Annotated in this window: 12 protein-coding genes and 11 pseudogenes; 13 read left to right on the forward strand and 10 right to left on the reverse strand. The window is 62.1% G+C overall.

What is annotated here, in order from left to right:
• Window positions 1–126: 126 nt before the first annotated feature.
• Window positions 127–606: pseudogene (locus tag J3367_RS20100) on the forward strand (IS30 family transposase); the annotation flags it as partial.
• A pseudogene (locus J3367_RS20105) lies at window positions 605–907 on the forward strand (transposase); the annotation flags it as partial. The pseudogenes J3367_RS20100 and J3367_RS20105, both read left to right, overlap by 2 nt.
• A gap of 68 nt (window positions 908–975) precedes the next feature.
• Here J3367_RS20105 and J3367_RS20110 read toward each other — a convergent pair.
• The 7 genes from J3367_RS20110 to rfbG are packed head-to-tail and all read right to left on the reverse strand — an operon-like array spanning window position 976 to window position 9,282.
• A complete protein-coding gene (locus J3367_RS20110; protein ID WP_421462418.1) occupies window positions 976–3,054 on the reverse strand; it encodes a hypothetical protein in 2,079 nt (692 codons plus the stop codon).
• Window positions 3,055–3,059: 5 nt separating this feature from the next.
• Window positions 3,060–4,409 carry an NAD(P)/FAD-dependent oxidoreductase gene (locus tag J3367_RS20115; RefSeq protein ID WP_421462420.1) on the reverse strand — a complete coding sequence of 450 codons (1,350 nt, stop codon included), beginning with the start codon at window positions 4,407–4,409 and terminating at the stop codon, window positions 3,060–3,062.
• Window positions 4,410–4,426: 17 nt separating this feature from the next.
• A complete protein-coding gene (locus tag J3367_RS20120; RefSeq protein WP_421462422.1) occupies window positions 4,427–5,476 on the reverse strand; it encodes a lysylphosphatidylglycerol synthase transmembrane domain-containing protein in 1,050 nt (349 codons plus the stop codon).
• Window positions 5,473–6,243 carry a glucose-1-phosphate cytidylyltransferase gene (gene rfbF / locus J3367_RS20125; RefSeq protein WP_421462424.1) on the reverse strand — a complete coding sequence of 257 codons (771 nt, stop codon included), beginning with the start codon at window positions 6,241–6,243 and terminating at the stop codon, window positions 5,473–5,475. Before rfbF ends, J3367_RS20120 begins: the two co-directional genes overlap by 4 nt.
• A gap of 10 nt (window positions 6,244–6,253) precedes the next feature.
• Window positions 6,254–7,243 carry a glycosyltransferase family 2 protein gene (locus tag J3367_RS20130; protein WP_421462425.1) on the reverse strand — a complete coding sequence of 330 codons (990 nt, stop codon included), beginning with the start codon at window positions 7,241–7,243 and terminating at the stop codon, window positions 6,254–6,256.
• A complete protein-coding gene (locus J3367_RS20135) occupies window positions 7,230–8,168 on the reverse strand; it encodes an NAD-dependent epimerase/dehydratase family protein (protein WP_421462427.1) in 939 nt (312 codons plus the stop codon). Before J3367_RS20135 ends, J3367_RS20130 begins: the two co-directional genes overlap by 14 nt.
• A 1-nt stretch (window position 8,169) precedes the next feature.
• Window positions 8,170–9,282: a CDP-glucose 4,6-dehydratase gene (gene rfbG, locus J3367_RS20140; protein ID WP_421462429.1), complete on the reverse strand. Its 1,113-nt coding sequence runs from the start codon at window positions 9,280–9,282 to the stop codon at window positions 8,170–8,172.
• A gap of 266 nt (window positions 9,283–9,548) precedes the next feature.
• Here rfbG and J3367_RS20145 point away from each other — a divergent pair.
• The 4 genes and pseudogenes from J3367_RS20145 to J3367_RS20160 form a co-directional block, all read left to right on the forward strand.
• A pseudogene (locus tag J3367_RS20145) lies at window positions 9,549–10,704 on the forward strand (DDE-type integrase/transposase/recombinase).
• Window positions 10,705–10,937: 233 nt separating this feature from the next.
• Window positions 10,938–12,047 carry a glycosyltransferase gene (locus J3367_RS20150; protein WP_421462430.1) on the forward strand — a complete coding sequence of 370 codons (1,110 nt, stop codon included), beginning with the start codon at window positions 10,938–10,940 and terminating at the stop codon, window positions 12,045–12,047.
• Window positions 12,048–12,270: 223 nt separating this feature from the next.
• Window positions 12,271–12,515: pseudogene (locus tag J3367_RS20155) on the forward strand (transposase); the annotation flags it as partial.
• Window positions 12,516–12,831: 316 nt separating this feature from the next.
• Window positions 12,832–13,803, forward strand: a pseudogene (locus J3367_RS20160) (IS110 family transposase); the annotation flags it as partial.
• Between the two features lie 18 nt (window positions 13,804–13,821).
• On the opposite strand, the pseudogene J3367_RS20165 reads toward J3367_RS20160, so the two are convergent.
• A pseudogene (locus J3367_RS20165) lies at window positions 13,822–14,992 on the reverse strand (IS3 family transposase).
• Between the two features lie 342 nt (window positions 14,993–15,334).
• Here J3367_RS20165 and J3367_RS20170 point away from each other — a divergent pair.
• Both J3367_RS20170 and J3367_RS20175 read left to right on the forward strand, forming a co-directional pair.
• Window positions 15,335–16,417, forward strand: a complete 1,083-nt coding sequence (locus J3367_RS20170) for an IS110 family transposase (protein WP_421462432.1) — start codon at window positions 15,335–15,337, stop codon at window positions 16,415–16,417.
• A 16-nt stretch (window positions 16,418–16,433) separates the two neighbouring features.
• Window positions 16,434–16,616 (forward strand): annotated as a pseudogene (locus J3367_RS20175) (IS3 family transposase); the annotation flags it as partial.
• 128 nt (window positions 16,617–16,744) lie between these two features.
• Here J3367_RS20175 and J3367_RS20180 read toward each other — a convergent pair.
• The gene (locus J3367_RS20180) at window positions 16,745–18,133 is read right to left on the reverse strand and encodes an O-antigen ligase family protein (protein ID WP_421462434.1); all 1,389 of its coding nucleotides are present in this window, start codon (window positions 18,131–18,133) and stop codon (window positions 16,745–16,747) included.
• Window positions 18,134–19,106: 973 nt separating this feature from the next.
• On the opposite strand from J3367_RS20180, the gene J3367_RS20185 reads away from it, so the two are divergent.
• Window positions 19,107–20,537 carry a phosphomannomutase gene (locus J3367_RS20185; protein WP_421462435.1) on the forward strand — a complete coding sequence of 477 codons (1,431 nt, stop codon included), beginning with the start codon at window positions 19,107–19,109 and terminating at the stop codon, window positions 20,535–20,537.
• 448 nt (window positions 20,538–20,985) lie between these two features.
• Here J3367_RS20185 and J3367_RS20190 read toward each other — a convergent pair.
• Window positions 20,986–21,926: pseudogene (locus J3367_RS20190) on the reverse strand (IS3 family transposase); the annotation flags it as partial.
• Window positions 21,927–22,085: 159 nt separating this feature from the next.
• Here J3367_RS20190 and J3367_RS20195 point away from each other — a divergent pair.
• The 4 genes and pseudogenes from J3367_RS20195 to J3367_RS20210 form a co-directional block, all read left to right on the forward strand.
• Window positions 22,086–22,814: pseudogene (locus J3367_RS20195) on the forward strand (IS256 family transposase); the annotation flags it as partial.
• 88 nt (window positions 22,815–22,902) lie between these two features.
• Window positions 22,903–24,280: pseudogene (locus J3367_RS20200) on the forward strand (transposase).
• A gap of 46 nt (window positions 24,281–24,326) precedes the next feature.
• Window positions 24,327–24,819: pseudogene (locus J3367_RS20205) on the forward strand (transposase); the annotation flags it as partial.
• Window positions 24,820–25,286: 467 nt separating this feature from the next.
• Window positions 25,287–25,877, forward strand: a complete 591-nt coding sequence (locus J3367_RS20210) for a helix-turn-helix domain-containing protein (RefSeq protein ID WP_421462437.1) — start codon at window positions 25,287–25,289, stop codon at window positions 25,875–25,877.
• Window positions 25,878–25,937: the final 60 nt, after the last annotated feature.

Here is a 25,937-nt window from a genome sequence, read left to right on the forward strand (position 1 = left end):
AAGCTCAAGCTCGTGAAGCGGCAAATGTACGGGCGCGCCAAGCTTGATCTTCTTGAGGCCCGCTTGCTAGGCGCCGCCTGATCGTCATCGAAAGTGCGTCAGACCCAAAATTGCACGCCGAATGACATCGAACGCACGACGCGCTTCACAATGCTGCTGCATCTGCCGCGACTCGAAGGGCATGGCAACGGACCGTGAACCAAGAACGGACCGGCGCTTGCGGGGCATGGCGCAGAGGCTGTTCGCGACGCGATCACCCGCACCATCGTGACCTTGCCTCAGGAGCTGCGCCGTTCGTTGACCTGGGACTAGGGCGCCGAAATGGCCCAGCACGCCGCCCTCAAGATCGATACGGGCATCGAGGTCTACTTCCGCGATCCGCAGAGCCCCTGGCAGCGCGGCACCAACGAGAACACCAACGGAATGCTCCGCCAGTACTTCCCAAAAGGCACTGACCTCAGCGCCCATTCCGCGGAGACGATTGCCGCCGTGGCCGCCACCCTCAACGCCAGGCCGCGAAGAACTCTTGGCTGGAAAACCCCGGCCGAAACCCTTGATCAATGGCTGATGAAGCAAGAAATAGCTCGTGTTGCGTCGACCGCTTGAATCTACCCAATTTACGTCAGTGGCCATTGGCCTCAGATGCAAGGAAGCCGGCGTGCGCCCGTCGATGGGCTCGGTGGGCGACGCCTACGACAACGCCATGTGCGAGAGCTTCTTTGCCACGCTGGAATGCGAGTTGCTCGATCAGCGCAAATTCCAGACCATGGCCCAGGCTCGCATGGCCGTCTCTCTGTTCATCGAGGGCTGGTACAACCCCGCCAGGCGCCATTCCGCCCTCGGCTACCAGTCACCCATCAACTACGAAAGGAGCGCCAAAGCCAGCCTCGGTAACGCAAGCCCTTAACTGTCCACGAAACCGGGGGAACGCCAGCTATGAACTGGATTAAGCAGGATCTGCTCTAGATCAAAGCGTCAGTCCATCTGCGTTCCGATATCGCAAGGTCCTACTGTAAGCGTCTCCACTGCAAAGGCTAGGACGCGACCATCTTCATCATTTGGAACGTGTGGATTGGAGAAGCTGAGTACGATTTCTGTCAGTCCTTCTGCCCCGCCCAAGGGTACCATGAGCTTTCCCCGACCATCCAAAGTCCTGTCGGACATAACCTTTCCGCCGACTGAAACTGTGACGGTCTGCAGCCCAAGGGTGAAACCATCGATTTCCAGGCAACGATCAACCGCAGCTGGCGGCAGCTGCAGTTTGAGCCGGCTTTCGGTTCCATCGCTCCAGCGATGTGCCGCTTCGGCGACTGACCAATCGATGTAGCGGACTGCTTCGTCTTTCGTATCGTGCTGGAAGATGGTTCTCGGCGACATCGGCTTCTGGGGAGCAATATCTCCAGGAACTATCTGCAGATAGCTGGGCTGGTTTATTTCAACGGTCTTCGCCGAGACCCACGGCTCGATCTGTGAAGCGGTAAATGCGCAAGCAGCAGGAACTGTTACAAATATTCTGCCCGGATCTTCAGGATAAACAAGTACCTTCTTACAATCAGGGCCGACCGTGGCTCTCACGGGCTGCTCTCCAAGGCCTGAGTATCTCTCCGCAAATATCTCTGGTGGTGGATCGTACAGAGCCGGCACATAGGTCTGCAATAACCGAGACATATACGACGGGGATACGTAGCTCTCGTTGACAATATAAATCATCCTGCCCAACCCTGATGCTGTCATAGCAATCGTTAAAAGCATGACAGGCCAACGAGCGCTGAGGGGGAACCTTGAAGTCGCGTCTATAGCTGTCAAAGCGAACGGATAGATAAGCGGAATGTACCAGAGCGCATAGCGTGATAGGCCAGGCGTTGCGCCCGAGTTTAGATTTTCTGTCGATGCGTGGCTGTAGAGCGCCGCCACGAGAAAGACACCGCAGACAAACCATAAAGAATTTTCGTTCGTGACAAGAGAGGACCGGCCCCGATGCCAGAAGACGATGCCGCCGACGAGAATCACAAGTCCGAAAATCCAGTTGGGGAATAGGCCTACATCGGGGTCGATCAGCCAGATATACGCGATCGATATACCGGCCCCAGGGCTAGCGCCTCCTGACAAAAGTTGAGGAGTTATTACGCCGTGACGAAAGAAATAGTAAGCTGGGTGCAGCGCGAGGATTAGGACCGTCAGACAGGCGGCCATGATCTCCCAACGCGAGTAGGGTGCACTCCAACCCTTAAGCCCTCGAAGCCCAAGCATGGCAGCCGCTACAATCGACAAGCCTGGGTTCTGCGTCGCAGCGAACGCCATCAACAGGGCGCCGACGACTAGCAGATTCCTTGTTGTTAGGATAACTGCAGCCAGGGTGAAGCAGTAGGTGAAGAACTCGGAATGTACCTTGTTTCCATACCAGAAAATCGGAGAACTTGCAGTTAGTACCGTAACTGCCACGAACCCTCTCCAGCCAGCAAAGCAAGAGGCCAAACCCATTACGCTTGCAAATAGAAGGGCGTGCAGGACGAGGAAGCTCATATGCGCGCTGAGATGCAACCCCATCCAAGAGATTGAAGCCTGCACGAGCGCGGCTAGAGAGCTATAGAGCCAGAAATGATTGAAGTCTGCCGTGTCCCCGACCCGAAGCTTTGGGAAAAGATCCCGCAGCCATTCGCTCGGTAGGGTGCCGGTAACTGAACCACTCTCATGAAGATGCTGATACGCAGCGAAGCTTGCATCACTCATCCACGGACGGAGTGTCTCTGCCCACGCGTAGAATAGAGCATAGTACTCCATTCCGTCTCCGACCCTTAGGACGGGAAGGGTGAACGCAACTAGAAATGCCAGCGCCAGCATCAGCGTCGTCGCTGCAAGCCACCAAAATATCGAGAACGGCGGAATCCCCCAGTGCGCTATTCCCCTGAGAAGCGCATAGAGTAAGTTTGTACTGTTGCTCCGTTGCTGCGTATTTGCGGCCGCACTAGCAACGTTGACGTCGGAACTGGTTTTCACTGGTGGGACTGCCTCTGCTTCGCATATCAGGTCGCCTGCTGTCCTCAACAGCGGCATGAGGATTATATCGGACGGCGATGATCGAGGGATATTGTGAAGCCTGCGGCGATCGTGTCGGCGACCTGGTTGCCTTCGCGGATCGCGTAATTGGTGCCGCGATCTTCTGGATAGACCTGAGCCATTGTCGAGATCATGACGTTCTCGAACGGCGTGTCGCGACCCGGAACGTAGGTGGAATAGCCGCGCTCGGTCACCGGCTGGGCATATTCAGACCGCCACATGCGGTATTCCTGCACCCAGGAACGATCGAGTTCCGGGAACATCCGCTTCAGGTGCTCGAGCGCGAAATCGGCGTATTCGTCCTCGCTGTAGTTCCAGATCGGATCCTCAACCGGCAGGTATTTCGACAGGAAGGCGATGTGCGAGCCCTTGTAGTTCTCGGGCGAGTCGAAATTCGTGTGCTCGATGATGCCGACGAAGGGAAAGCCCGGATCGTTGACGTTGAGCCAGTAGGTCTCCGACAGGCTTCGGTTCAGCCGCAGCACCAGGCACATGTTGCCGAGATAGCGGACACGGCGCATGCGCTGCAGCCACTCGTCCTCGCCGGTGCCCTCGAACATATCGGCGATGATCGGGAACGCCGGGGTGAAGAGATAGCGGTCGGCGTACGCCTTGCCGGTCGGCGTGGTCAGCGCTGTGACGCGCTTGCTGTCCCGCTCGACGCCGATCACCGGCGTGCCGAAGCTGACCGTGCCGCCCTTGGCGCGGATCGCCGCGACCATGATGTCGGCGAGTCGGCCGAAGCCGCCCTTGAAATAGGCCAGCTGCTCGCCGCCGGTCTTGTCGCGCGTGCTCCCGCGCAGCACCAGCTTCTTCCAGAACCACACCGCGCTGATCTTCTCGGCGTGCACGGAGAATTTCGACTGGATCAGCGGCTCCCACACGACCTTGTAGACGTTGCGCCCGACGATCGGCTCCAGCCATTCGCGCACCGACAGGTTTTCGATCTCCTTCCAGTCCTTGATGCGGCGGACCTGGAAAACCATCAGGCCGAGCCGGATGCGGTCCCAGAAGGGCAGGGCGGTGAACTTCAAGAGGTCGAGCGGCGTCGTCAGGTTCCACAGCCGACCGTTGAAATACATGCCGTTGCGCGACGGCATCACCATGATGTCGTCCTGGTGGCCGAGCTCGGCGACCAGTTCCGGCACGTAGACGTCGTTGTTGAACCAGTGGTGGTAGAATTTCTCGATGCGGGTACCGTCGGCGAACTCGAACGTTCCGGCAAGGCCGCCCGCGTCGTCGGCGGCTTCCACCACGTGGACCTTCAGCCCCTTCTTGGCGAGGCGATAGGCAGCGGCAAGCCCGGTGAAGCCCGCGCCGACGACGGCGACGTCGTATTCGTTCTGTGTCATGGGATCACTCGTCATCATCAGGTGGCGGTTGCGCCGCTTTGCGCCACGGCGCCACGGAAAATTTCAGGGCTGAGCAGCATGGCGAGGCCGCCGGCTAGTGTCGTCGGCACCCATACCATCAAATGGGCGAGCACGGCGTAGCTCGTGGCGATCTCTTCCGTCCCGCCGAGCAGTGTGATCGCCGCGAAGGCCGCTAGATGGAACGGCCCGACATAGCCCGGCGAGGACGGAACCAGCGTCGAAAGCGTGACGAAGGCCATCACCATGACGGCAGCTAGCAGAGGCGCCTCGAGCCCGAAGCCCACCAACAGCGCCCAGTAGACGCCGGCCTCGCCGAGCCAGGCCAGCATTGACAGGCCGAAGACCAGCACCAGGATCCGGGCACCCGACATCTGCCGGAACCCAACCAGCAACTGGGCGAGGGCAACGAGGACGCGGGTCGCGAGAGCCGTCCGCGGTCGCGTTGCGGCGATGCGCGCCAGCAGCTGCGCCAGCGTGCCGCTGAACAGGAGGATCGCGAACATCACACCGATGCCGCCGACGGCGAGGAGGATCGCCCCGTTCGCCAGCCAGTCGGGCAGGCGGTCTGCACCGAGCCAGACGGCGCCGATCGCCAGGCACAGGAGCAGCGTCAGGAGGTCGACGAGCCGTTCTATCACGATGGAGCCGATGGCGGCCGCGCGCGGTACTCCGATGGCGCCGGGAAAGATCGTCGCCCGCACTATGTCGCCGGCCCGAAGGGGGAGGACGTTGTTGAGCGCGATCGAGCCGAGGAAGGGCGCCGCGCACTGGCGGACCGTCACCGGCGTTCCCGTGGCCCGGAGCATGATCGCCCAGCGGGCGATGCGCATCGTATAGCCGGCGGCCAGCGAGACCAGGGCGATCAGAAGAAACGGCCATTCGAACGAACCGAGCGCTTCCAGCACGCCGTCGAAGTCGACATTGTAGGCAATGATGGCGATGCAGGCGATCGAGATAATCCAGCCGATAGCCGCCCGCACCCGGGACGTGCGTCGCGTCGGCAAGGGCGGGCCGGCTGTGTCGATCTCGTCATTCACCGTCGTCACGCCCAGACGCGCCATGGGGCGCCGGCGGCCCAGAGCTTCTCAAGCTCGCGCTTATCGCGCAGCGTGTCGCAGGGCTGCCAAAAACCGGTGTGCTCGAAGGCAGAGAGCTGCCCGTCGCTGGCCAAGGTCTTCAGAGGCTCCTGCTCGAAGAAGGTCGCGTCTCCGGCAATATAGTCGAGAACCTTCGGCTCAAGGACGAAGAAGCCGCCATTGATCCAGCCGATCTCGTCGCTGGGCTTCTCCTGGAACGAGGCGACGTGGCCGGAATCGTCGACTGCCAGCACGCCGAACCTGCCGGGCGGCTGGACGGCGGCCACGGTCGCGAGCTTGCCGTGGCTGCGATGGAAGGCGAGCTCAGCCGTGACGTCCAGGTCGGCCAGCCCGTCGCCATAGGTCATGCAGAACGTGCCGTCGCCGACATAGGGCGCGACGCGCTTCAGCCGCCCGCCGGTCATGGTATTCTCGCCGGTATCGATCAGCGTCACCTTCCAGTCCTCGGCCTGGCTCTGCAGGACGCGGTGGCTGCCGTCCTTCAGGTTGATCTCGACATCGGAAAGATGCCGCTGGTAGTTCATGAAGAACTCCTTGATCACGTAGCCCTTGTAGCCAAGGCAGATCACGAATTCGGTGATCCCGTGATGGGCGTAGCTCTTCATGATGTGCCAGAGCAGCGGACGCCCCCCGACTTCCACCATCGGTTTCGGCTTGGTCTCCGATTCCTCGGCGATGCGGGTGCCGAGGCCTCCGGCAAGGATGACAAGCTTCATGGATCGTCCGTCAGAGTTTGAGATCGGGCTCGCCGATGTTGATGGTCTGGTCGATGATCGCCAGCGGCTCGGCCCGCAGCATCACGTAGATGCGCAGGATGTACTCGCCGATCATACCGAGGAGCAGCGACTGCAGGCCGATGCCGAATAGCACGAGGACGTGGATACTCGCCACACCTCGCGGCAGGTCCGACTCGATCAGACGCAGGATAACGAAGTAGATCGCGCCGAGCACGCTCACCCCGATCATCGCGATGCCGAGGATCGTCGCCATCCTGAGCGGCACGGTGGAATGGTTGAACACCGCCGTCACGCCCAGTCTGATCAGCCGCGTCATGCCGAACTTGCTCTCGCCGGCGGCGCGGGCGTCGCGGTTGTAGACGACGCCCGTCTGGCGGAAACCAATGCCGGAAATCATCCCGCGCAGATATGGGTTGTGCGTCCGGAACTTGGCGAGGGCGTTGACGACCTTGCGGTCCAGCAGTCGGAAGTCGCCGACGTTCTGCGGGATCGGATGCTCGCTGATGGCATTGATCGTCCAGTAGCCGAAGCGGCGAAACCAATTGAGCAGCGGCGATTCCTTGCGCTTGCGCCGAAGCCCGTAGACCACCTGATAGCCCTCTCGCCACAGGTCAAAGAACGTCTCCAGCATCTCCGGAGGATCCTGCAGGTCGGCATCGAGCTGCATGACCGCGTCGCCGCGCGCATGCAGATAGTTGGCGAGGATCGAGCGCTGGAAACCGATATTCTTGGAGAATCGGATCGCCCGGATACGATCGTCTCTGGCAGCCAGCTCCTCCAGCTTCTCCCAGGTTCGGTCCGAGGACTGGTTGTCGGAGAAGACGAACTCCAGGTGGCACCGCTCGCGCATCGTCACACCGAGGGCGTAGAGCCGCTCGTAGAGCCGATCGAGATTATCGTACTCGTTGAGAACGGGGATGCAGAGGGAGATCAGCGGCAGGCCACCCTGCCGCGTCGCGGCGTCATCAGGCATCGACATGGTGCGCCCGCTCTAGGTTGAGTTGGTCGATGGCGACGGTCAGCGCGGTTCGCAGGTCGGTCTGCTGGGCGGGGCCGATCGCCGCGTCAAGCAGGTCGGTCGCGCCGACGACGGTCGGGATCTCGTCGGGCCGCATCGGCAGGACGCCATACCGCAGCAGGGCAGGGTCGGCCGCCATGATCTCGGCAAGCGTGGAGACGAAGGCCGCGACCGTCAGCGGAACACCGCTCGCCAGATTGTAGATGCCGGGCCGAGCATCGGCAGCAAGCAGCGCCGCCGCCATGCGGCGGATGGCGGCGCAGGCATCCTCGACAGACAGGAAATCGCGGATCTGCGTCCCCGCGGAAAGATCCACCGGCTCGCCGTGGGCCAGTTTTGCGACGACGGCCGGGAACAGCCGGTGCGGCTTCTCGCCGGCGCCAAACATGTTAAACGCCCGCAGGACCGCGGTCGGCAAGAAGCTGGCTTCGCCGACCGAGTGGGCGAGGAGCGTGCCGGCCGCCTTGGTCGAGCCGTAGAGACGCTCGGATTCGATGGGAGCCGCTTCGTCCAGCCGCTCGCCCTCCGGGCCCGGCGCGTACTCCGCGCTGGAACCGAGATGGACGAATGCCTTTGCGCCGGCTGCGGCTGCGGCACGCGCCAGTCTGGCGGGAAACAGCGCATTGGCGGCGATGAGCCGCTCGGGGTCCCGATCCGCCGGATCGACTCCCGCCGCCAGGAGGTTGACGACGACCTCGGCGCGGAAATCCCGTGCGGCATCGCCGCACGCCGTTGCATCGAGCGGGTCCTCGGCAACCGTGACCGGGCAACCAAGCCCATGGTCGGCACGGCGCACCACCGCATGAACGTCGTCACCAGTGGCTAGCAGGAAGCCAACTAGGCGGCGACCGACGAACCCTGTCGCTCCTGTCACCATCACCCGCATCTCAAGAGCTCTGAGCCCGTATCAGCCCTTGGCGCCAGGTATCTATTTGAGCATGGGTTACGTCGCGCATGGAAACGGGACCGGTCACGGACGTCCCCGCTGCCCGTTCATAATAGGCGCGGTACCACGATGCGGTCTGGCGGATCATTTCTTCGACGCTCCACGGCGCCTGCCAGCCAAGTCGGTCGTGGGCGAGGCGGCTGTCGAGGGCCAGCGCGCCGGCCTCCGGTAGCGGGTCGTCGAGATAGACGAGGTCCGGCCGTTGCCACTGCGTCGCCAGAATTTCCATCACCCGCCGTACCGGATACTGCTGCAGCTCGCGCGGCCCGAGATTCCAGGCGCGGGCATAGCGCTTGGGCTCGTCCGACAGCAGGCCTGCTGCCAGCATGCAATATCCCTGCACAAGAGCCAGAACATGCTGCCAAGGGCGCGTGGCCTCAGGGAAGCGCAGCGTGAGCTGCTCGCCCGATATGACGGCGCGAACGAAGTCCGGCACCAGTCTGTCCTCGGACCAGTCGCCGCCGCCGATTATGTTCCCGCCACGAGCTGTGGCAATCGCCGGGCCAGCATCGCCCGAAAACGAACTGGCATAGCCTTTGATCACCATCTCGGCTGCGGCCTTCGACGCGCTGTAGGGGTCCTTGCCGCCGATCGGGTCGTTCTCGCGATAGGCCCAATCCCATTCACGGTTCTCGTAGACCTTGTCGGTGGTAATGCAGACGACGCCGCGTACGCTTGGCGTGTGGCGTGCTGCTTCAAGCACATGCGCGGTGCCGAGCGCGTTGACCGCGAAGGTACGCAGCGGCTCGCGATAAGACCGCCGGACGAGCGGCTGCGCCGCCAGATGGATGATCACGTCGGGCTGAAACTGCGCGACCGCGGCATCCAGACGGTCGGAGTCCATGATGTCGGCGGTCTCCGACGGCACCATGTCCGCAACGTCCAGCAGATCGGCCAAAGCCGGCGTCTGGTCGGGCGCAAGCGAGTAACCGTACTGCTCGACGCCGATATGATCTAACCAAGTCGACAGCCAGCTTCCCGTGAAGCCGCTATGGCCGGTGACGAAGACCTTCTTCGCCCGAAGCGCGGTTTCAAACGGTAGCATGTCCGTCATGAGCCGATGGAATCCTCTTACCTACATCTATCGTCAATATGCCCGCTCACGATGATCCACAAGCAGGTGAAGTTGGTTGTCTCCTAGATACACAGCCGGACATTGGATAGGGGCTTCTCCCAAAACGCTCACGACTGTTGCATGGCCGCCGCAAATTAGCCGAGGGAAGGGGCATCACGGAGCGCACCCCGTTTTGAGCGGTCAGGTGGCATAGCCGATAAGGCATAGCCATCCGCCTATGAGTACGACTATGTCGAAAGCTCCTGATGGCCCGTTTTCTCGGGTTTGAAGCCATCGCTTCCGTGCAGCGCCGGCGGCGACGGTCGACGGCGAAGAGGGTCCGCCTCGTCCGGGACGCGATGCAGCTGGGAATGAGCGTGTCCTTTGTAGCGCGACAGGCAGGCGTCCCGCTATCGCAGCTCTTTGCCGGGAAGCGCCGGATGCTGGAGGGCGGACATGCCGCCGTTCAGGCCAACGAAGGCGTCGCCGGCACGTCGAGGGTCCGCGGTCTGGAAAAGCGGGTCCGGGACCTCGAGTGCCTGCTCGGTCGCAAGACGATGGAGAACGAGATCCTGAAAGAGACACTCGAGGTCGCTCGTCCCCAGATCAACGAGCCACGCGGCAGGACGGTGAAGCCGAGGGGGCCGTATCGCAAGGCCGATGATGCCAAGTTCCGGGCGCCCATCCGTGCCATCGTTGACGCTCGGCCGGCCTAGGCTACAGGCGTGTGACGGCGCTCTTGAACCGTCGCATGCAGGCGGAATGCCGCCCGGCGGTCAAGGCCAAGCGGGTGCTGAGGACCATGCAGCATCATGGCCTGACGCTGGAGCGCCATACCGCCCGGCGGCCTGGCCGAACGCATGACGGCGTCGTTATTGCCCTGCGCTCGAACGTGCGTTCGCCAGCGGGCTCGAACCGGGGGCGCCTCGCTGGATCACTGCTCAGACCATCTGGAGATCCATGCCAGGAACCGCGAAGTCGTGCGCATACTCTTCGTCCTCGATTCCTGCGACCGCGAGATCATCGCTTGGTCGGCCGTGGCGCAGGCCGGCATCTCCGGCGAGATGGCGCGCGACCTCGTGGTCACCGCCGTCGAGCGCCGCTTCGGCACGACCAAGGTGCAACAACCCGTCGAATGGCTGTCGGACAACGGCGGCGCCTACATTGCCAAGGACACCGCCGACACTTCCGGGCCCTCGGCCTGACGCTGCTCTTCACGCGCGTCCGCAGCCCGGAGTCGAACGGCATGCCGGAAGCCTTCATTGAAACGCTGAAGCGCGACTATGCCAGCATCACCGTCCTGTCCGACGTCGCCGCCGTTCTCGCCTTGCTCCCCAACGGGATCGAGGAATACGCGAGGTCTATCCGCACTCAGGCTTGAAGTTCCAATCGCCGCGAGAGTTCATCAGGCTCAATGCCTAAACCCAACCGCCGCATGTCCGGCGAAACGGGGTGCACTCCACATCAGCCCCATAGATCAAGTCACTCCACCTCACTGCCCAATGACCAAGACGCCTCCACATTAGAAGCGAAACGTGTGCGTCCAGCACGTTTCAATCGCTCGGCGACTGCGATAAGAGTTCACATGGAAGGACGATACGGATGACGCTGTTCCAGGGTAGAGAGACGCTCATGAAATATTTCGATCACGCCTGATGCGCGTCCTACATTTTTTTAAGACTTACTGGCCCGATTCGTTCGGCGGAGTTGAGCGTACAATCGATGCGATTGCTCGTTCGACGGCGAGTATTGGAGTGGAGACGACTGTTCTATCCCTAAGCCGCGAGCCGCGAGAGCGCAGTGTGGTGTTCCACGGCCATCGAGCTCTTAAAGCCCGACTCGATCTAGAGGTCTCCTCGACTGGCATGTCTCTAAGTGCTTTGGGGCAGTTCGCCCAAGAGGCTGCAAAGACAGACATCGTCCACTATCACTTCCCCTGGCCGTACATGGACGCAGCGCATTTCCTCGTGCGACACGGCAAACCAAGCATTGTTACCTATCATTCGGACATCATCAAGCAGCGAGCGCTTAAGCATCTTTATACGCCGCTCATGCACCAGTTTATGCGCAGCGTTGATTGCTTGGTGGCCACGTCACCGAACTATGCGGCGTCGAGTCCTATTTTAGCACGTTACCGCGATAAGGTTGAGATCATTCCAATTGGACTGCAAGACGCGGTCGACGCCGAGGAGGCACTGCCGGTACACTTGGAGACGGAGCGGCCATTCTTTCTATTCGCCGGTGTGCTCCGTTACTACAAGGGTCTGGACGTGCTTTTAGACGCCGCTTCACTTGTCGCCGCCGATATCATCATTCTCGGCTCAGGACCTTTGGATGAACACCTCCGCGGACGTGCTCAGGCAGAGAAACTGACCAATGTCCGGTTCGTCGGCGCCCTGCCCGACGAGGAGAAGGTTGCGCTGATGCGCCGGTGCTGGGCTTTCGTATTTCCATCCAACGAGCGATCGGAAGCGTTCGGACTATCGCTCGTGGAGGCTGCGATGTTCGCGAGGCCAATGATCTCAACCGAGATTAGTACGGGTACGAGCTACGTTAATCGGCACGGTGAGACGGGACTGGTGGTGCCGCCGGATGACGCGCAGGCGCTCGCAGCAGCCATGAACGAGATCCTTCGGCTGCCGCTGCGCGCGGAACAGTGGGGCAAAGCCGGCCGGAGGCGTTATCTCGATCTGTTTACGGCAGATGCCATGGGCGGACGCTATCAGGCACTTTACGCGCGCCTTCTGACCCCTAGCAGTGAATGATGCGGCCCGTTCCATTCACTTCGGCTCAGATCATACTCTTTACGACCGGCTTCAGCAACTGACTCGCCTCCGCCGAAGCCCGCTTCAGCGCGTCAATGGATCTGTTTTCTCACTTTTCTAACCAGATTCACCTATCGTTGCAGAGCATGACGAGCAAGGGATATGGAGTTGGACTTGCCCGGGAAAAGTGGAGAGCACCAACTGAGGAACCAGGAGGTGTTCTATGGGAAACGGGAACAGGCCGACGCCGGAGTTCCGGCGTGAAGCGGTGCGGCTGGCACTGACCAGCGGCCGGACGCGGCGGGAGATCGCGGAGGATCTGGGCATTGGCTTATCGACGCTGACGCGTTGGCTAAGCCATGAGCGCGATGCCAGTGAGCCAAGCGAGGCGCCGGTCGATCTGCATGCGAGCTGAAGCGGCTGCGGCGGGAGAATGCGGTCCTGAAGCAGGAGCGCGACATCTTAAAAAACGATCAAGGGCCTTGGCCCGCCTGTGCGCGGTAGAAACGGGGCATGCTACGGTGGTCGGCGGAGGGGAGTTGCCGGCTGCTTATTGGAGGCTCTCGACCCCGTTAAAAAACGTGGCACATGGGCTGTTGCGCACTTGAGAGTGGTGACGTCATCGCGATGGCGATCCCGGTTAGGAAAATGACGAACTTGCGCGGCTCAGCCCCTCCATCACCATGGAGGAGAAGCTGTGCCCAAGTCAAAATCTACAAGTCCCCAGAACCTGACACGCACCAATCCGGGGGCAGCGGCAATCGACATCGGATCCAGGACGCATATGGCTGCCGTGAGCCCGGAAAGCGATGAGACACCAATACGCGCTTTCGGCACGTTCACCCACGATCTGCATGATCTCGCCGACTGGTTCAAAGCCTGCGGCGTCACCAGCGTGGCTATGGAGTCGACCGGCGTCTATTGGATTCCCGCCTTTGAGATCCTCGAGCGGCACGGGTTCGAGGTCATTCTGGTGAATGCGCGATATGCTAAGAATGTCCCCGGGCGCAAAACCGATGTCAGCGATGCCGCTTGGCTTCGCCAATTACATTCCTATGGCTTGCTGCGCGGAAGCTTCCGCCCCAATGCCCAGGTCACAACGCTTCGTGCCTATCTGCGGCAGCGCGAGCGGCTGGTCGAATATGCTGCCGCTCACATTCAGCACATGCAGAAGGCGTTGATGGAGATGAACCTGCAACTACACCATGTCGTGTCGGACATCACGGGAGCGACCGGCATGAAAATCATACGGGCGATTGTCTCGGGCGAGCGGGATCCAGACGTCTTGGCCTCCATGCGCGATATGCGTTGCCATTCTTCGACTGCGACGATACGAGCCGCCCTAATTGGCAACGACCGAGAGGAGCATGCTTTTGCACTCTCCCAGTCTTTGGAACTCTACGACTTTTACCAGCAGAAGATACTCGAGTGCGATCGGCGCCTCGAGGCCGCAATTGCCATGATGGCCGTCGAGTAGGAAGCCCCGCTCGCGCCCCTGCCAAAGATCCGGACCAGGACGAAGCAGGTGAATGCACCATCCTTCGACGTGCGCGCAGCACTATATGGCCTTGTCGGCACCGACCTGACGCAGATCCATGGCCTTGGCCCATCTCTGGCTCTCAAGCTGGTCGGCGAGTGCGGTACGGACCTGCGGGCCTGGCCGACTGCCAAGCACTTTACGTCGTGGCTGTGCTTGGCTCCTGGCAACAAGATCTCCGGCGGCAAGCTGCTCTCGTCGCGTGGTCGGCCCCCATCGGGTGGTCCAGGGCAAATCTTAGTTCATGAGCGGCCTTTGCGCCAAGGCTGGCGTGGCCGGCGAAGCTGGTCCGGGTGGCGAAGACGGCCATTGCAGAACCTGCGGTGCCGGCGAGCGGTAGCCCAAAGACGAGTGCGGACGTGCCGTGTTGTAGTGGCGACGCCAGCTTTCGATCACGACCTTCGCCTCGTCCAGCGAGTAGAAGATCTCGCCGTTGAGGAGCTCGTCCCGCAGTCGGCGTTGAAGCTTTCACAGTAGCCGTTCTCCCATGGGCTGCCCGGCTCGATGAACGCCGTTTTGGCACCCACGGCGACGATCCATTCCCGCACTGCCTTGGCGATAAATTCCGGCCCATTGTCCGAGCGTATATGGTCGGGCACGCCGCGCAGGATGAACAGGTCGGTCAAGGCGTCGACGACGCTGGTCGAGTTCAGCTTTCGATCGATCCGGATCGCCAGGCATTCCCGGGTGAACTCGTCGATGATGTTCAGCATGCGGAACTTGCGCCCATCGTGGGGTCGGCTCTCGACGAAGTCGTAGGACCAGACATGGTCGCGATGCTCCGGCCGTAGACGGACGCAGGATCCATCGTTCAGCCAGAGCCGACCCTTCTTCGGCTGCTTGTGCGGCACTTTCAGCCCTCCCGTCGCCAGATGCGCTCGACCCGTTTGACGTTCACCGTCCACCCGGCCGCATGCAGCAACGCCGTGATCCGGCGATATCCATAGCGGCCGTACTGGGTGGCGAGCGCGATGATATCGGCGGTCAACGCCGCTTCATCCGCTCGACCGGTCGGCGTCTTGCGTTGCGTCGAGCGATGCTGACCGAGCACGCGGCAGGCAAAAAAAGCGTTCGGACACCTTGAACATCGTCCGGACATGCTCGATGCAACGCCGACGGCGGGAGGGGCTCAGAAGTTTCCCGATGCGGCCTCTCGAAGGATCAGCTTCTCCAGGGTCAGGTCGGAGACCGCCTTTCGAAGGCGCTCGTTCTCCTTCTCAAGGTCCTTCAGGCGCTTGACCTGGTTGCCCTTCAGGCCGCCGTATTCCTTGCGCCAACGATAATAGGTGAACTGCGTCACGCTGATCGCGCGCACGGCTTCAGCAACCGATCGCCCCTGCGATACCAGGACATCGACCTGCCGCAGCTTCGCGACGATCTCTTCAGGCTTGTGCTTCTTCTGCGGCATGCTCTCGTCCTCCAATGGCTCGAAAACCATACTTCAGGGAGGACCACTTCAGAGGGGGCAGACCACTCTGTCGACTATCAGGCGCTGCTCCGAAGGCGCGGCATCCTGATCTCGATGAGCGGGCGCGGGGACTGCTACGACTGTGAGACTATGCGGGCAGCCTGAAGGATCTGGCCCGTGTTACGATTGACCTTGTGTCATGGCGTTGATCTGCCGGCCCTCCAGGCTGCGCCCGGCGGCGTTTCGATGTTTGACTTCATAGGAAGCTTGAGGGACCGCCATCCCATCACAGTCCTGTCCCACCGGAACGCGGCGTCGGGTTCTCTCACCTGGAGGACCATGATGCATGATACCATATCGGACACCGTCATTGTCGGTGTCGATACCCACAAAGACCTTCATGTCGCCGTCGCAATTACAGGTCTTGGGGCGCCTCTCGGGACCTTTACGGTGCCGGTGACGGCCGCAGGTTATCGACAACTGCTACAATGGGCGGAAGCCTTCGGACCCGTTCAGGCATTCGGTATCGAAGGCACCGGCTCCTACGGTGCAGGCTTGAGCCGGGCACTCCGGTCGAAAGGATATCGCGTCATCGAGGTTGACCGCCCGAACCGTCGGCTGCGTCGTCAGCGCGGCAAAAGCGATGCGATCGACGCCGAGGCCGCCGCTCGCGCGGTTCTTTCTGGCGAAGCGCGCACCTGCGCCAAGTCGGGCGACGGTGCTGTCGAGATGATCCGGCATCTCAAGATCGTCCGTGACACCGCGATGAAGTCCCGTACACAGGCGATGATTACGCTGAAGACCCTCATCGTGAACGCGCCTCAAGATCTGCGCGAGCGATTCATCACCATCACCATCACCATCACCGGCAGAATCGCATTGGTCCGGGCGTTGGCTGCCTTGCGTCCAGGCTCGATCAATTCGACGACGGCCTCGGCCAAGACGGCACTTCGCATGCTGGCTCGTCGCTGGCTGTCACTGAATGCGGAGATTCGCGAACTCGTCGACGCGCTCGAAGTCTTGGTTCTCCAGAAGGCACCATCGTTGATGTTTTCGCCAGGCATCGCGACCGGCACGATCGCGGAGATGCTCATCGTTCTCGGCGACAATCCAGAGCGCATCCGATCGGATGCAGCCCTCTCCAAGCTCTGCGGCGTCTGTCCCATCCCGGCATCTTCCGGCAATACCACCCGTCACCGTCTCAACAGGGGAGGAAACAGGAAAGCCAACGCCGCGCTGCACCGCGTAGCCGTTGTCCGCATGCGCTGTCATCCCGCAACAAAAGCTTACATCGAACGCCGGACAGGTGAAGGAAAGTCATTGCGGGACATCCGACGCTGCCTCAAGCGGTACATAGCGAGGGAAATCTTCAACAGCCTTTGTCGACCGAATTTGGGGAACGGCCAAGCCACAAATGCCGCTTGACCGACATAGGAGCATCAACTCGATGGCGGAAACGTTCTTCAAGACCATCAAGTCGGAGCTGATCTGGCAGGTCGCATGGCAATCCCGCAAGCAGGCCGAAAACGCCGTCGCCCAATACATCGACGGGTTCTATAACCCTGTCAGGCGCCATTCATCGCTCGGCTTCCAGAGCCCCATCGCCTTCGAGCGAAACGCCTGAGAAATGAGCTAAACGCTCTCCACAAAAGCCGGGCAAGTCCAGAGAGGCTGGCCGTATAAACTGAAAACGCTCTCCAATTGTCGGAGCAAGTCCGATTGTGGCTTGTGTCTTGTTGAGGGACGGTCTTGCTAATACGCATCATCGGCGCGTCTGTTTGCGTCTTTCGAACCGAACTGTTTCTCCTCGATAGTGAGTTGCAGACGGTAGAAGCAGCAGAAGCCGAAGCCGGCGGCGACCAGCATGAAGGATTCGCCGATCGCCAGCCGATTGTTGGAATTGGTCAACAGGGTCAGGGCGAAGAATGCGGTCGCCGTCACGTAGAGCACCAGTGCGGATGACGGGATCAGGCCACGGGCGCGGCAGGCAAAAGCCTGCCGGAGGCTCCAGACCATGAGAACGGCATAGAAGCCGAGCCCGACGAGGCCGTAGCGCACGGCCACCTCCAGATATCCATTGTGCATGAGGTGGTAGCCGACGCCCGCATAGCTAGTCGTCTCCCAGAGCGCCTCCCAAGCGATCCCTGTTCCCAGGACGAGGTTCGTGCGCCAGATCTCCCAGCCATTCATCCAGATCATCAGCCGTTCGTTAAGACTGTGCGGGACATTGCCCGAGGCGATCAGCGCATCCACTGAGGCTAGCGGGGCGCCGCTGCTGGTCGCCCCGGTGGCGAACGCGATGGTGGTGGCGATATTCGGCGCCATCAGGGCCGAGATCTCCGGATAGAACAGCACCGACGGGATCGCCGCGGCGACCATGACCGCGGCCAGGAGCAGCCAGTGCCGCAATTGCGTGCGCTCGGTAAAGACCATGATGAACAGAACCGGCAGGGCACCCAGCAGCGCCAGCCAGACGCCCTTGGAGAACGCGCCGGCAATGCCAAGGAAGCACAGCCCGGGGACGATGACGCAAAGAGCGGTGCCACCGTTCCGCAGACCCCGGTGGTGCGGCCCCGCCCGCGCGAGATAGAGGCCAAAGCAAATGGCCGCCAGCGCGATCAGGCCGGCACCGACCGAGGCATGGATGGGATTGCGGTGGAAGAGCAGGGGCGCGCGATCGCCGGAGAGCATCGTCTGCGGCTCGAGGCTCGCCAGAAGGGCGATCAGGCTGATTCCCAGGAACGCCCAGGCTATCGCCGGCATTCGCTGCCAGTTCAGGAAGAAGGCGTAGCCGAGCGTCGGGTAGACCAGCGGGAAGAGATAGATCCCCTCGGCCGAGCCTCCCGCCATGTCGGGTGTCAGCACAAAGACGGCGGCATTGCGCAGGAGGATGTAGACCACCCAGGCGATGCACAGCCAGCCCATGATCCCGATTGACGGCCGCTCGTCGGTTCTGACGAAGGTGACAAGGGCCTGGAGCAGGAGAAGCGGCGCGCAATAGCGATAGAGGTCGCTTTCTGCCCAAGCAGCCGAGACCAAGCCGAGCGTCAGAATGATGTTGAGGACCGGGATCGCCTGCGCTCCTAATTCTCGAGCAGGGCTCCTTTCAACCGTCGCGCCGCGCTGCGGCAAAACCTTCATCGGGTACTCCTCAATCAGGTGGGGAACTCGGTATCCCGCCAATTTTGTCTATACGGCATTGGGTAGCGCTGGAAATCCAGCGTCAAGCAGCTGAGCTGATTTCAGGGCGTCTGGCGCACCTACTACGATCACCCTAGAACCGCCACTGCCAAGCTCGCACGGAAAACCTCGAGATCGATCTTGAAAGAGAGCTTTATATGAGGGATTGCCTAAGGCGAAGTCACGCCTCCTCTCAACACCACGGCCAACCTAGTTCGCCATTATACAACTCCCAAAGGCGGGGGGGGCAATAACCGCCTAACCCCGAATGCGCTTCGAGTTAGAGAATTAGCGGGGGGGGGTAGAAAAGTATCAATACGGGTATAGCAGCGATGCACCCGCACAGATTAACGAAGCGCTCTTAACAGGCCGCGGAGGCGATCGCAAAAAATGTATCACACTCGATCTTTGTCGATTGATGTTGATACTTTAGATGAATAGCTAAGTGGAGCGAATATAGTGGATAGTCAGATTAATAATGATACCTATGAATCTGCGATCGAAACGGAAACACGCCGTGTCTCTAGCGCGATATCATGGTTCATGCTCGGTGGCTTGATCGGTTCTATGATCGGATTTGTGGCTGGGGCATTTATATCTAGATTTTTATTCTGAGGTGTGGGGGTATATGACGGTAAAGATGTTAAAATTGTTCTGAGTTATATGTGAGCTACTCAGCAAGGCCTCGTGTCGGCGGGTCTTTCCACGAAACGGCCTTCTCGTGCTATCGCCGCTGGGCGGCAGGATGTGCGGGCCGGAGCCGCGGGTCTCGCCCTTAGATCAGAGCGGCGGTCCGGGCAAACGCCGGCTGTCGTGGCACAGGCTGCGGGCGCGATCGAACGCGGTGGGGCCGGCGCGGAAAAGGCCCTGCGCGATGGCGCTGCGATCCAGTCTTTCCGGCTGGCAGCGCGGGACGGACAAGCGGGAGACGCGGATGGATTCGCTGAAATTCGGAACGAGCGGGCTGCGCGGCCTGGTGAGCGACCTCGTCGGCTGGCCGAGCTTTGGCTACACGCTGGCCTTCCTGCGCCATGTGCGGGCGGGCGATCCGGCGGGCGCCGAGCAGATGGTGTTTTTCGGCCGCGATCTGCGGGCGAGCAGCCCCCAGATCCTCGAGGCCTGCATCGCGGCGGCCCATGCCGCCGGTTTCCGGGCGGTGGATTGCGGCGCGGTGCCGACGCCGGCGCTGGCGCTGGCGGCATTGCACCAGGGCTGCCCGGCGGTGATGATCACCGGCAGCCATATTCCCGACGACCGCAACGGGCTGAAATTCTACGGCCGCGGCGGCGAGATCACCAAGGCCGACGAGACCGGCATCGCGGCCGAGTTCGCCGCCATTGCCGGGGCCGATCCGCGACCCGGGCCGGAGGCCGGCGGACAGGCGGCGGAACGCGACGCGCTTGCGGTGTTCGCCCGGCGCTATACGGACTTCTTCGCGCCCGATGCGCTGGCGGGGCTGACCATCGGCGTGTTCCAGCACAGCTCGGTGGCGCGCGACCTGCTGGCGGATCTCGTGGCGGCCCTCGGCGGCACGGCGGTGGCGCTCGGGCGCTCCGACGCCTTCGTGCCGGTGGACACGGAAGCGCACCGGCCGGAAGACGTGAAGCAGATCCGCGACTGGGCGGCGGCGGGCCGCTTCGATGCGATCGTCTCCACCGACGGCGATGGCGACAGGCCGCTGGTCGCCGACGCCAAGGGCACGATCCTGCGCGGCGACGTGCTGGGGCTCCTGACCAGCCGGGCGCTGGGGCTGACGACGATCGTCACCCCGGTGACATCGAGCTCGGCGGTGGAGACGTCCGGCATTGCCGGCAGGGTGGTGCGCACGAAGGTCGGCTCGCCCTTCGTCATTGCCGGCATGGCCGAGGCGGCGCAGGCGGGCGCCGAGGGCATTGTCGGCTTCGAGGCGAATGGCGGCCTGCTGCTGGGCTCGGCGGTGACCCGCGACGGCCGCAGCCTGCCGGCGCTGCCGACCCGCGACAGCGTGCTGCCGATCCTCGCCACGCTGGCGATGGCCAAGCGTCGCGGCATGGATCTGGCGGCCTTGGTGGCGGAGCTCGATGCCGGCCATGCGGCGGCGCACCGGCTGCAGGACGTGCCGCAGGCGGCGAGCGGCGCGTTCCTGACGCGGCTGGCCGAGGACGCGCAGTTTCGCGACGGCTTCTTTGCGCCGGCGGGCCGGGTTGCGTCGGTCGACGCACTGGACGGCGTGCGGGTGATCCTCGACGCCGGGCCGGTGGTGCATTTCCGCGCCTCTGGCAACGCGCCGGAGCTGCGCTGCTATGTCGAGGCGGGGTCGGAAGCGAAGGCGGCGGAGCTGCTCGCCTGGGGACTGGCGGCGGCGGAGGCCGAGGTCCGGGGCTGACGGCGCCTGGCCGCATCGCGGCGCGACGGTCTGCGGCATCGGGACGTCGCTGAACCGGTGTGCCTGACGGGCCCACCCGACGGGTGGCCGGAGCTGCCGGTGACCCGTTCGGGTGCCGAGGGGGTGGGAGGTTCCGCCCGTTGCTCAGCCGCAGGCGTAGCCGACGGCGGACCGGCCGAACCGGTGGCCAGCACACCGCCGAGATGTATGATCTCAATGACCGTCTAGTCGAAGGACAGGGGGTGTGCAGTGGTAACAGCCTCGGCTCTGAAACGGATGAAGTCGAGATCTGTGACGACAGCGCCCAGCCTTCCGCCGTACGCAGAATATTGTGGGCATACACGCGCCACTCGCCAAGTGACGTAGCAGCGGAACGCCAAATTGCCGCAGTGACGTGGTTGGACTTTCCCGCAAATATGTTGAGGACCCCTGACCTGCCACTGAACTTTCATCCAGCAGCGATTAGAGCCGGGTCCGTTTTGCTACGCCGATTGGCGCGGTGGGAGCAAGCGGCGCAGGCACGGAGCGTTTCTATTGCGTAGTGCCGGAGTCGGTTGAGGTGATGGTCTTGGAGAAGACCGCAGGGGCCATGTAGCCAAGCGGGGAGTGAGGGCGCTCGGTGTTGAAGTCCTCGACCGAGGCCGTAATCATGCTGCGGGCGTGGTCGATACCGAGGAACAGACTTTCATTCAGCAGTTCGGCGCGCATGCGGCCATTGAAACTCTCGACGAAGCCGTTCTGCATCGGCTTGCCCGGCGCGAAGTAGTGCCTCTCGATTTCGTGATCTTTCGACCAGGCGAGATGGCGTTCGAGGTGAACTCGGTGCCGTTATCTGAAACAATCCTGCCGGGCTTGCCGCGGATGGCTATAAGGCTGGTCAACTCACAGGCAACACGGCGACCGGAGATCGATGTGTCCGCGATCGCTGCCAGACATTCGCGCGTCACGTCGTCGACGACCTTCAGGATGCGAAAGCGCCTCCCGCAGGCAAACTGGTCATGGACGCAATTCAGCGATCAGCGGGCGTTCGGCTTCGCCTCGACAAGGATCGGCACCCTCGTGCCAACGGCGCGGCGCCGTACACTGCGCTTGCGCACTGTCAGTCTCTCTTCGCGATAGAGACGATAGATCCGGTCGACCCCGACGTCTCTCCGTTCCGCCGCAGAAGGAAAAACAGCCGGCGATACCCGAAGCGTCGCCGCTCAGCGCCGCCACGTCGAGCATCTGCTCGGCCAAAAGCCTCTTCAGCTTTGCATTCTCACTCTCGAGAGCTTTCAGGCGCTTGACGTCGGAGACGTCCATGCCGCCATACTTGGCCTTCCAGTTGTAGCGCGTCGCCTCGGAAATTCCGTGCTGGATTGCCAGATCGGCGCCCTTTGCGCCCGCCTCCTGGGTCGTGTCCCCATCCGTGGTGTAGCTCGGCGGTAGCGTCGTCGATCTCGTCCGCGCCTTTCATCGCGCTGTAGGACGGATCGGCGGCGCGGTGGTCACCAGCGGTTTCCGGTTAGGCATGGGTTGGGACATCCAACCCGGACCGGAGATCCCCAGATGACCGACGACATGATGAGCCTGCGCAGCCTTCTGGAGAAGCCCCCTGATGCCGATCTGCTGCGCGAGATGATCGGCTTTGCCGCCCAGCGGCTGATGGAACTGGAGGTCGGTGCTGCGACCGGCGCCAGCTATGGCGAGAAGTGTGCCGAGCGCCTCGCCCAGCGCAATGGCTACTGCGACAGGGATTGGCAGACGAGAGCCGGCACAGTCGAGTTGCGCATTCCGAAGCTGCGCAGGGGCAGCTACTTTCCCGGCTTTCTGGAGCCAAGGCGCATGGCCGAGAAGGCCCTGACGGCTGTCATTCAAGAGGCCTATGTCCAGGGCATCTCGACGCGCTTGGTCGACGATCTGGTCAAGGCGATGGGCATGACCGGCATCTCCAAGAGCCAGGTGTCGAGGCTGTGTGAAGAGATCGACGGCAAGGTAAGAGCCTTTCTAGAGCGGCCGATCGAAGGCGACTGGCCCTATCTCTGGATCGACGCGACCTACCTGAAGGTACACCGCGGCGGCCGCATCGTCTCGGTTGCCGTGATCATCGCCGTCGGCATCAACGCCGATGGCCGGCGTGAAGTTCTCGGCATGGAGATCGGCACCTCGGAAGCCGAGCCGATCTGGACCGAGTTCCTGCGAAAGCTGACCCGACGCGGCCTGCGCGGCGTAAAGCTCGTCGTGTCCGACGCACACAAGGGCATCAAAGCCGCGGTCACCAAGCTGCTAACGGCGACATAGCAGCGCTGCTGCGTGGGGCTGTTGAAGAAGTCCGCGGATCCCGATTCACTGCTGCTATTGGGCGTGCAGGTCAGTGGGCAACGAAATGCTCGGCCGCAAGGAACGCGATCAACTCGAACTTGATATGTGCGGCTCGCTTCGGCAGTTAATTCCGGACGACCACTTGCTGGTCAGGGTCGACCAGGTTCTCGATCTCGCTTGGCTGCATGGAGAGTGGCTGAGCTTTATGCCGAGGGCGTCGGCCGTCCCGGCATGATCCGGAAGTGGCGGTCAGGCTGATGCTGGCGGGCTTTCTGCTCGGAATTGTTCATGACCGTCGTCTAATGCGTGAGGCGCAAGTCAATATTGCGATCCGCTGGTTTGTTGGCTTTGGCCTTCACGAGGCGCTTCCCGATCATTCGTCGCTGACCCGCATCCGCCAGCGTTGGGGCGCCGAACGCTTTCGCAAGATCTTTGAGCGGACGGTTACGGCCTGCGTGGCGGCCAAGATCGCCAAGGGCGAGATCGTCCACATCGACGCTTCGTGGATCCGTGCCGATGTGAGCTGGGAGAGCCTCGCCGTCCGCCATGTCGATGCTCTCGTCGACGCCAACGACGCGGATGCGGACCGCGTCAGCCGCAAGACCGGTAAATACAAGAAAGCTTGTGTCCCCGATCCGGATGCATCCATGGCCACGAACGGGCGCAACCGGCGGCTCGAGCCTGCCTACAAGCAACATGCGGTGGTGGACGATGAGCGCGGGGTGGTTCTGGACGTGGAGGTCACAACCGGAGAAACCAACGAGGGAAAGGTCAACATCGAGCGCATCGACGCGGCGGCCGAGATCAGGGGAGCAGCAATCAAGATCGCCACGGCGGATGCCGGTTATCCCTATGCCAAGGTCTTCGCAGGTTTGGAGCAGCGTCACATCGAGGCGGTGATCCCAACCAAAGCAGAGCCGATCCGCAGGCCTGTGCCGATGCGCCGCCTCTGTTAAGACGCGAAGCACGATCGCCTCAAATGCCCTCGCGGTAAGATCCTAAAGTCAGGGCAAGCTATCAAACACGGCCGCTTCTTCACGTCCCGGGCAGCCGATTGCAGACAACGTGACCTTGCGCGTCTCTGCCTCTCGAAGGGGCGAGTGAACAAGGCTGTCGTCGTCGGTGTTGAATATCCTGCGCTTCTGCGGGCTCGCCGTCGCCGGGAACGGTGGTCAAACGAGGATCGCCGCCTCTACCAACGTCACCGCTGGCGCTCCGAAGGCTACCATGGGGAGGCCAAGACGTGGCACGGCCTGTCTCGGGCCGTTAGGCGCGGGCTGAGCAACACGAGGATCCAAGCCTACCTCACCACCGCTGCCATCAACCTGAAGCGCCTCGCAGCCGCACTTCTCGCCATTTTGCTGTTCGCAGGACGCCGAGAGCCATCCCTCGCATGGGCTCTCTCTCTGGATTGCAAAGCGATCGGCCGATCCGGCCGATAACGCTCGGGCAAACGGACGTCGGAAACTTCAATTCCTCAACAGCCCCCGCGTCCACGGGATGCGCAACGCCCTGTCCTATGTCCCGAAGGCGCAGCAGAGCATGGCGGCGGCTGCCATGCCCCAGGCTTTCACCCAGCCCGATCGCGCCGCTGCCAGTCAAGCTCTGCGCCATGTCGCCGATCAGCTCCGGAACAAGAGCTCCAAGCTGTGCAGCTTCATCGACGACAGCGAGACCGACGTGCTGACGCATCTGGACTTTCCCAGCCAGCATCGGACCCGGATCCATTCAACGAATTCGCTGGAGCGCCTGAACAAGGAGGTGAAGCGGCGCGCCGATGTCGTCGGCATCTTCCCGAACAAAGGCTCGATCATCCGCCCCATCGGCGCGGTCCTTCTTAAGGTCAACGACGAATGGCAGACGCAAAATCGCTACATGCAGACTGAGCCTATGGCCGAACTCATAGCCACAGGCAGCAAGCCAGAAACCATACGAATTTCCACCGCAGCCGCCTGAAACGACCTCAGCAACGGCACACTGATCAGCCCGGCCTTGCCGGAAAGCGTCGTGCGAAGCCGTGAGCTACACCATGCCGTGGGACACGATCGCCTCCTGCTCCTTCAGCACGCCAATAATCTGCTCTTCCGTGAACCGTTTTACGCTTCATGCTGTCCGTCCTCTAAGGAAGGTGGGCTCTAATCTGCCGTGGAGGCAAAACTCAGTGGTAGGTCACCCCTGCGCTCGCATTGAAAGGTTCAATTTCGTACCGAGACTGGAGTTGGACGAAGCCGTAGCAAGTCTCGTTTACGTAGATTCCCTTAGGAGCAAACCGAATTCAGAGCCGGTCCTGCCGCCGCTACAACAGATCATCGACTTGGACGGCATCAGGAGGTTCCCATTACGACGGTTCTGGCAATGCGAAGCGAGCGGGACTCCACGGCAGGACATCTAGCGGCGCAGGCCCTTCGTGCCGGTCCGCAGGCGGCCCCGCGGCCCGAGACCGGCAGCGTGACGATCGCCGGGCAGGTCCTGAACTTTGCCCAGGACAGCGAAATCTACGCCGAATGCAGCGAGGTCCGCTCCTTCTACGAGGTCGTCGGCGGCGTCGTGCGCACCTGCAAGTTCCTGAGCGACGGGCGGCGCCAGATCGAGGGCTTCCATTCGGCCGGCGACATCTTCGGCCTGGAACTCGGCGATAGCCATGGAATGTCGGCTGAGGCAGTCTCGGACTGCACGATCGTCGCCTATCGCTGGCGTGGCCTGACCGCGGCGGCGGCCCGGAACGACCAGATGGCGCCGCAGATCTTCCACTTCGCCATGCAGTGCTTGCAACGCGCCCAGCAGCATGCGCTGCTGCTGGGTCGGCGCAGCGCCGCCCAGCGCGTCGCCGCCTTTCTGGTCGAGATGGCCGACGACGAGGAGCCGGCAACGGTGCATCTCGCCATGACCCGCCAAGACATTGCCGACTATCTCGGCCTGACCATCGAGACGGTGTCGCGGACCCTGTCGCAGTTCGAACGCGACCATCTGATCACCCTGCCGTCCACCCGCCATGTCGTCCTCGAGGACCGGGATGCCCTGATGGCGCTCAACGACTGAGCCGCCGACGCGCGCCGGGCCCGGAGCCGCAGAAGGGCCCGGAGCCGAAGGGGGGCAAGC

The sequence above is a fragment of the Aurantimonas sp. NFXS3 genome, from assembly GCF_049132005.1.
Taxonomy (GTDB): domain Bacteria; phylum Pseudomonadota; class Alphaproteobacteria; order Rhizobiales; family Rhizobiaceae; genus Aurantimonas; species Aurantimonas coralicida.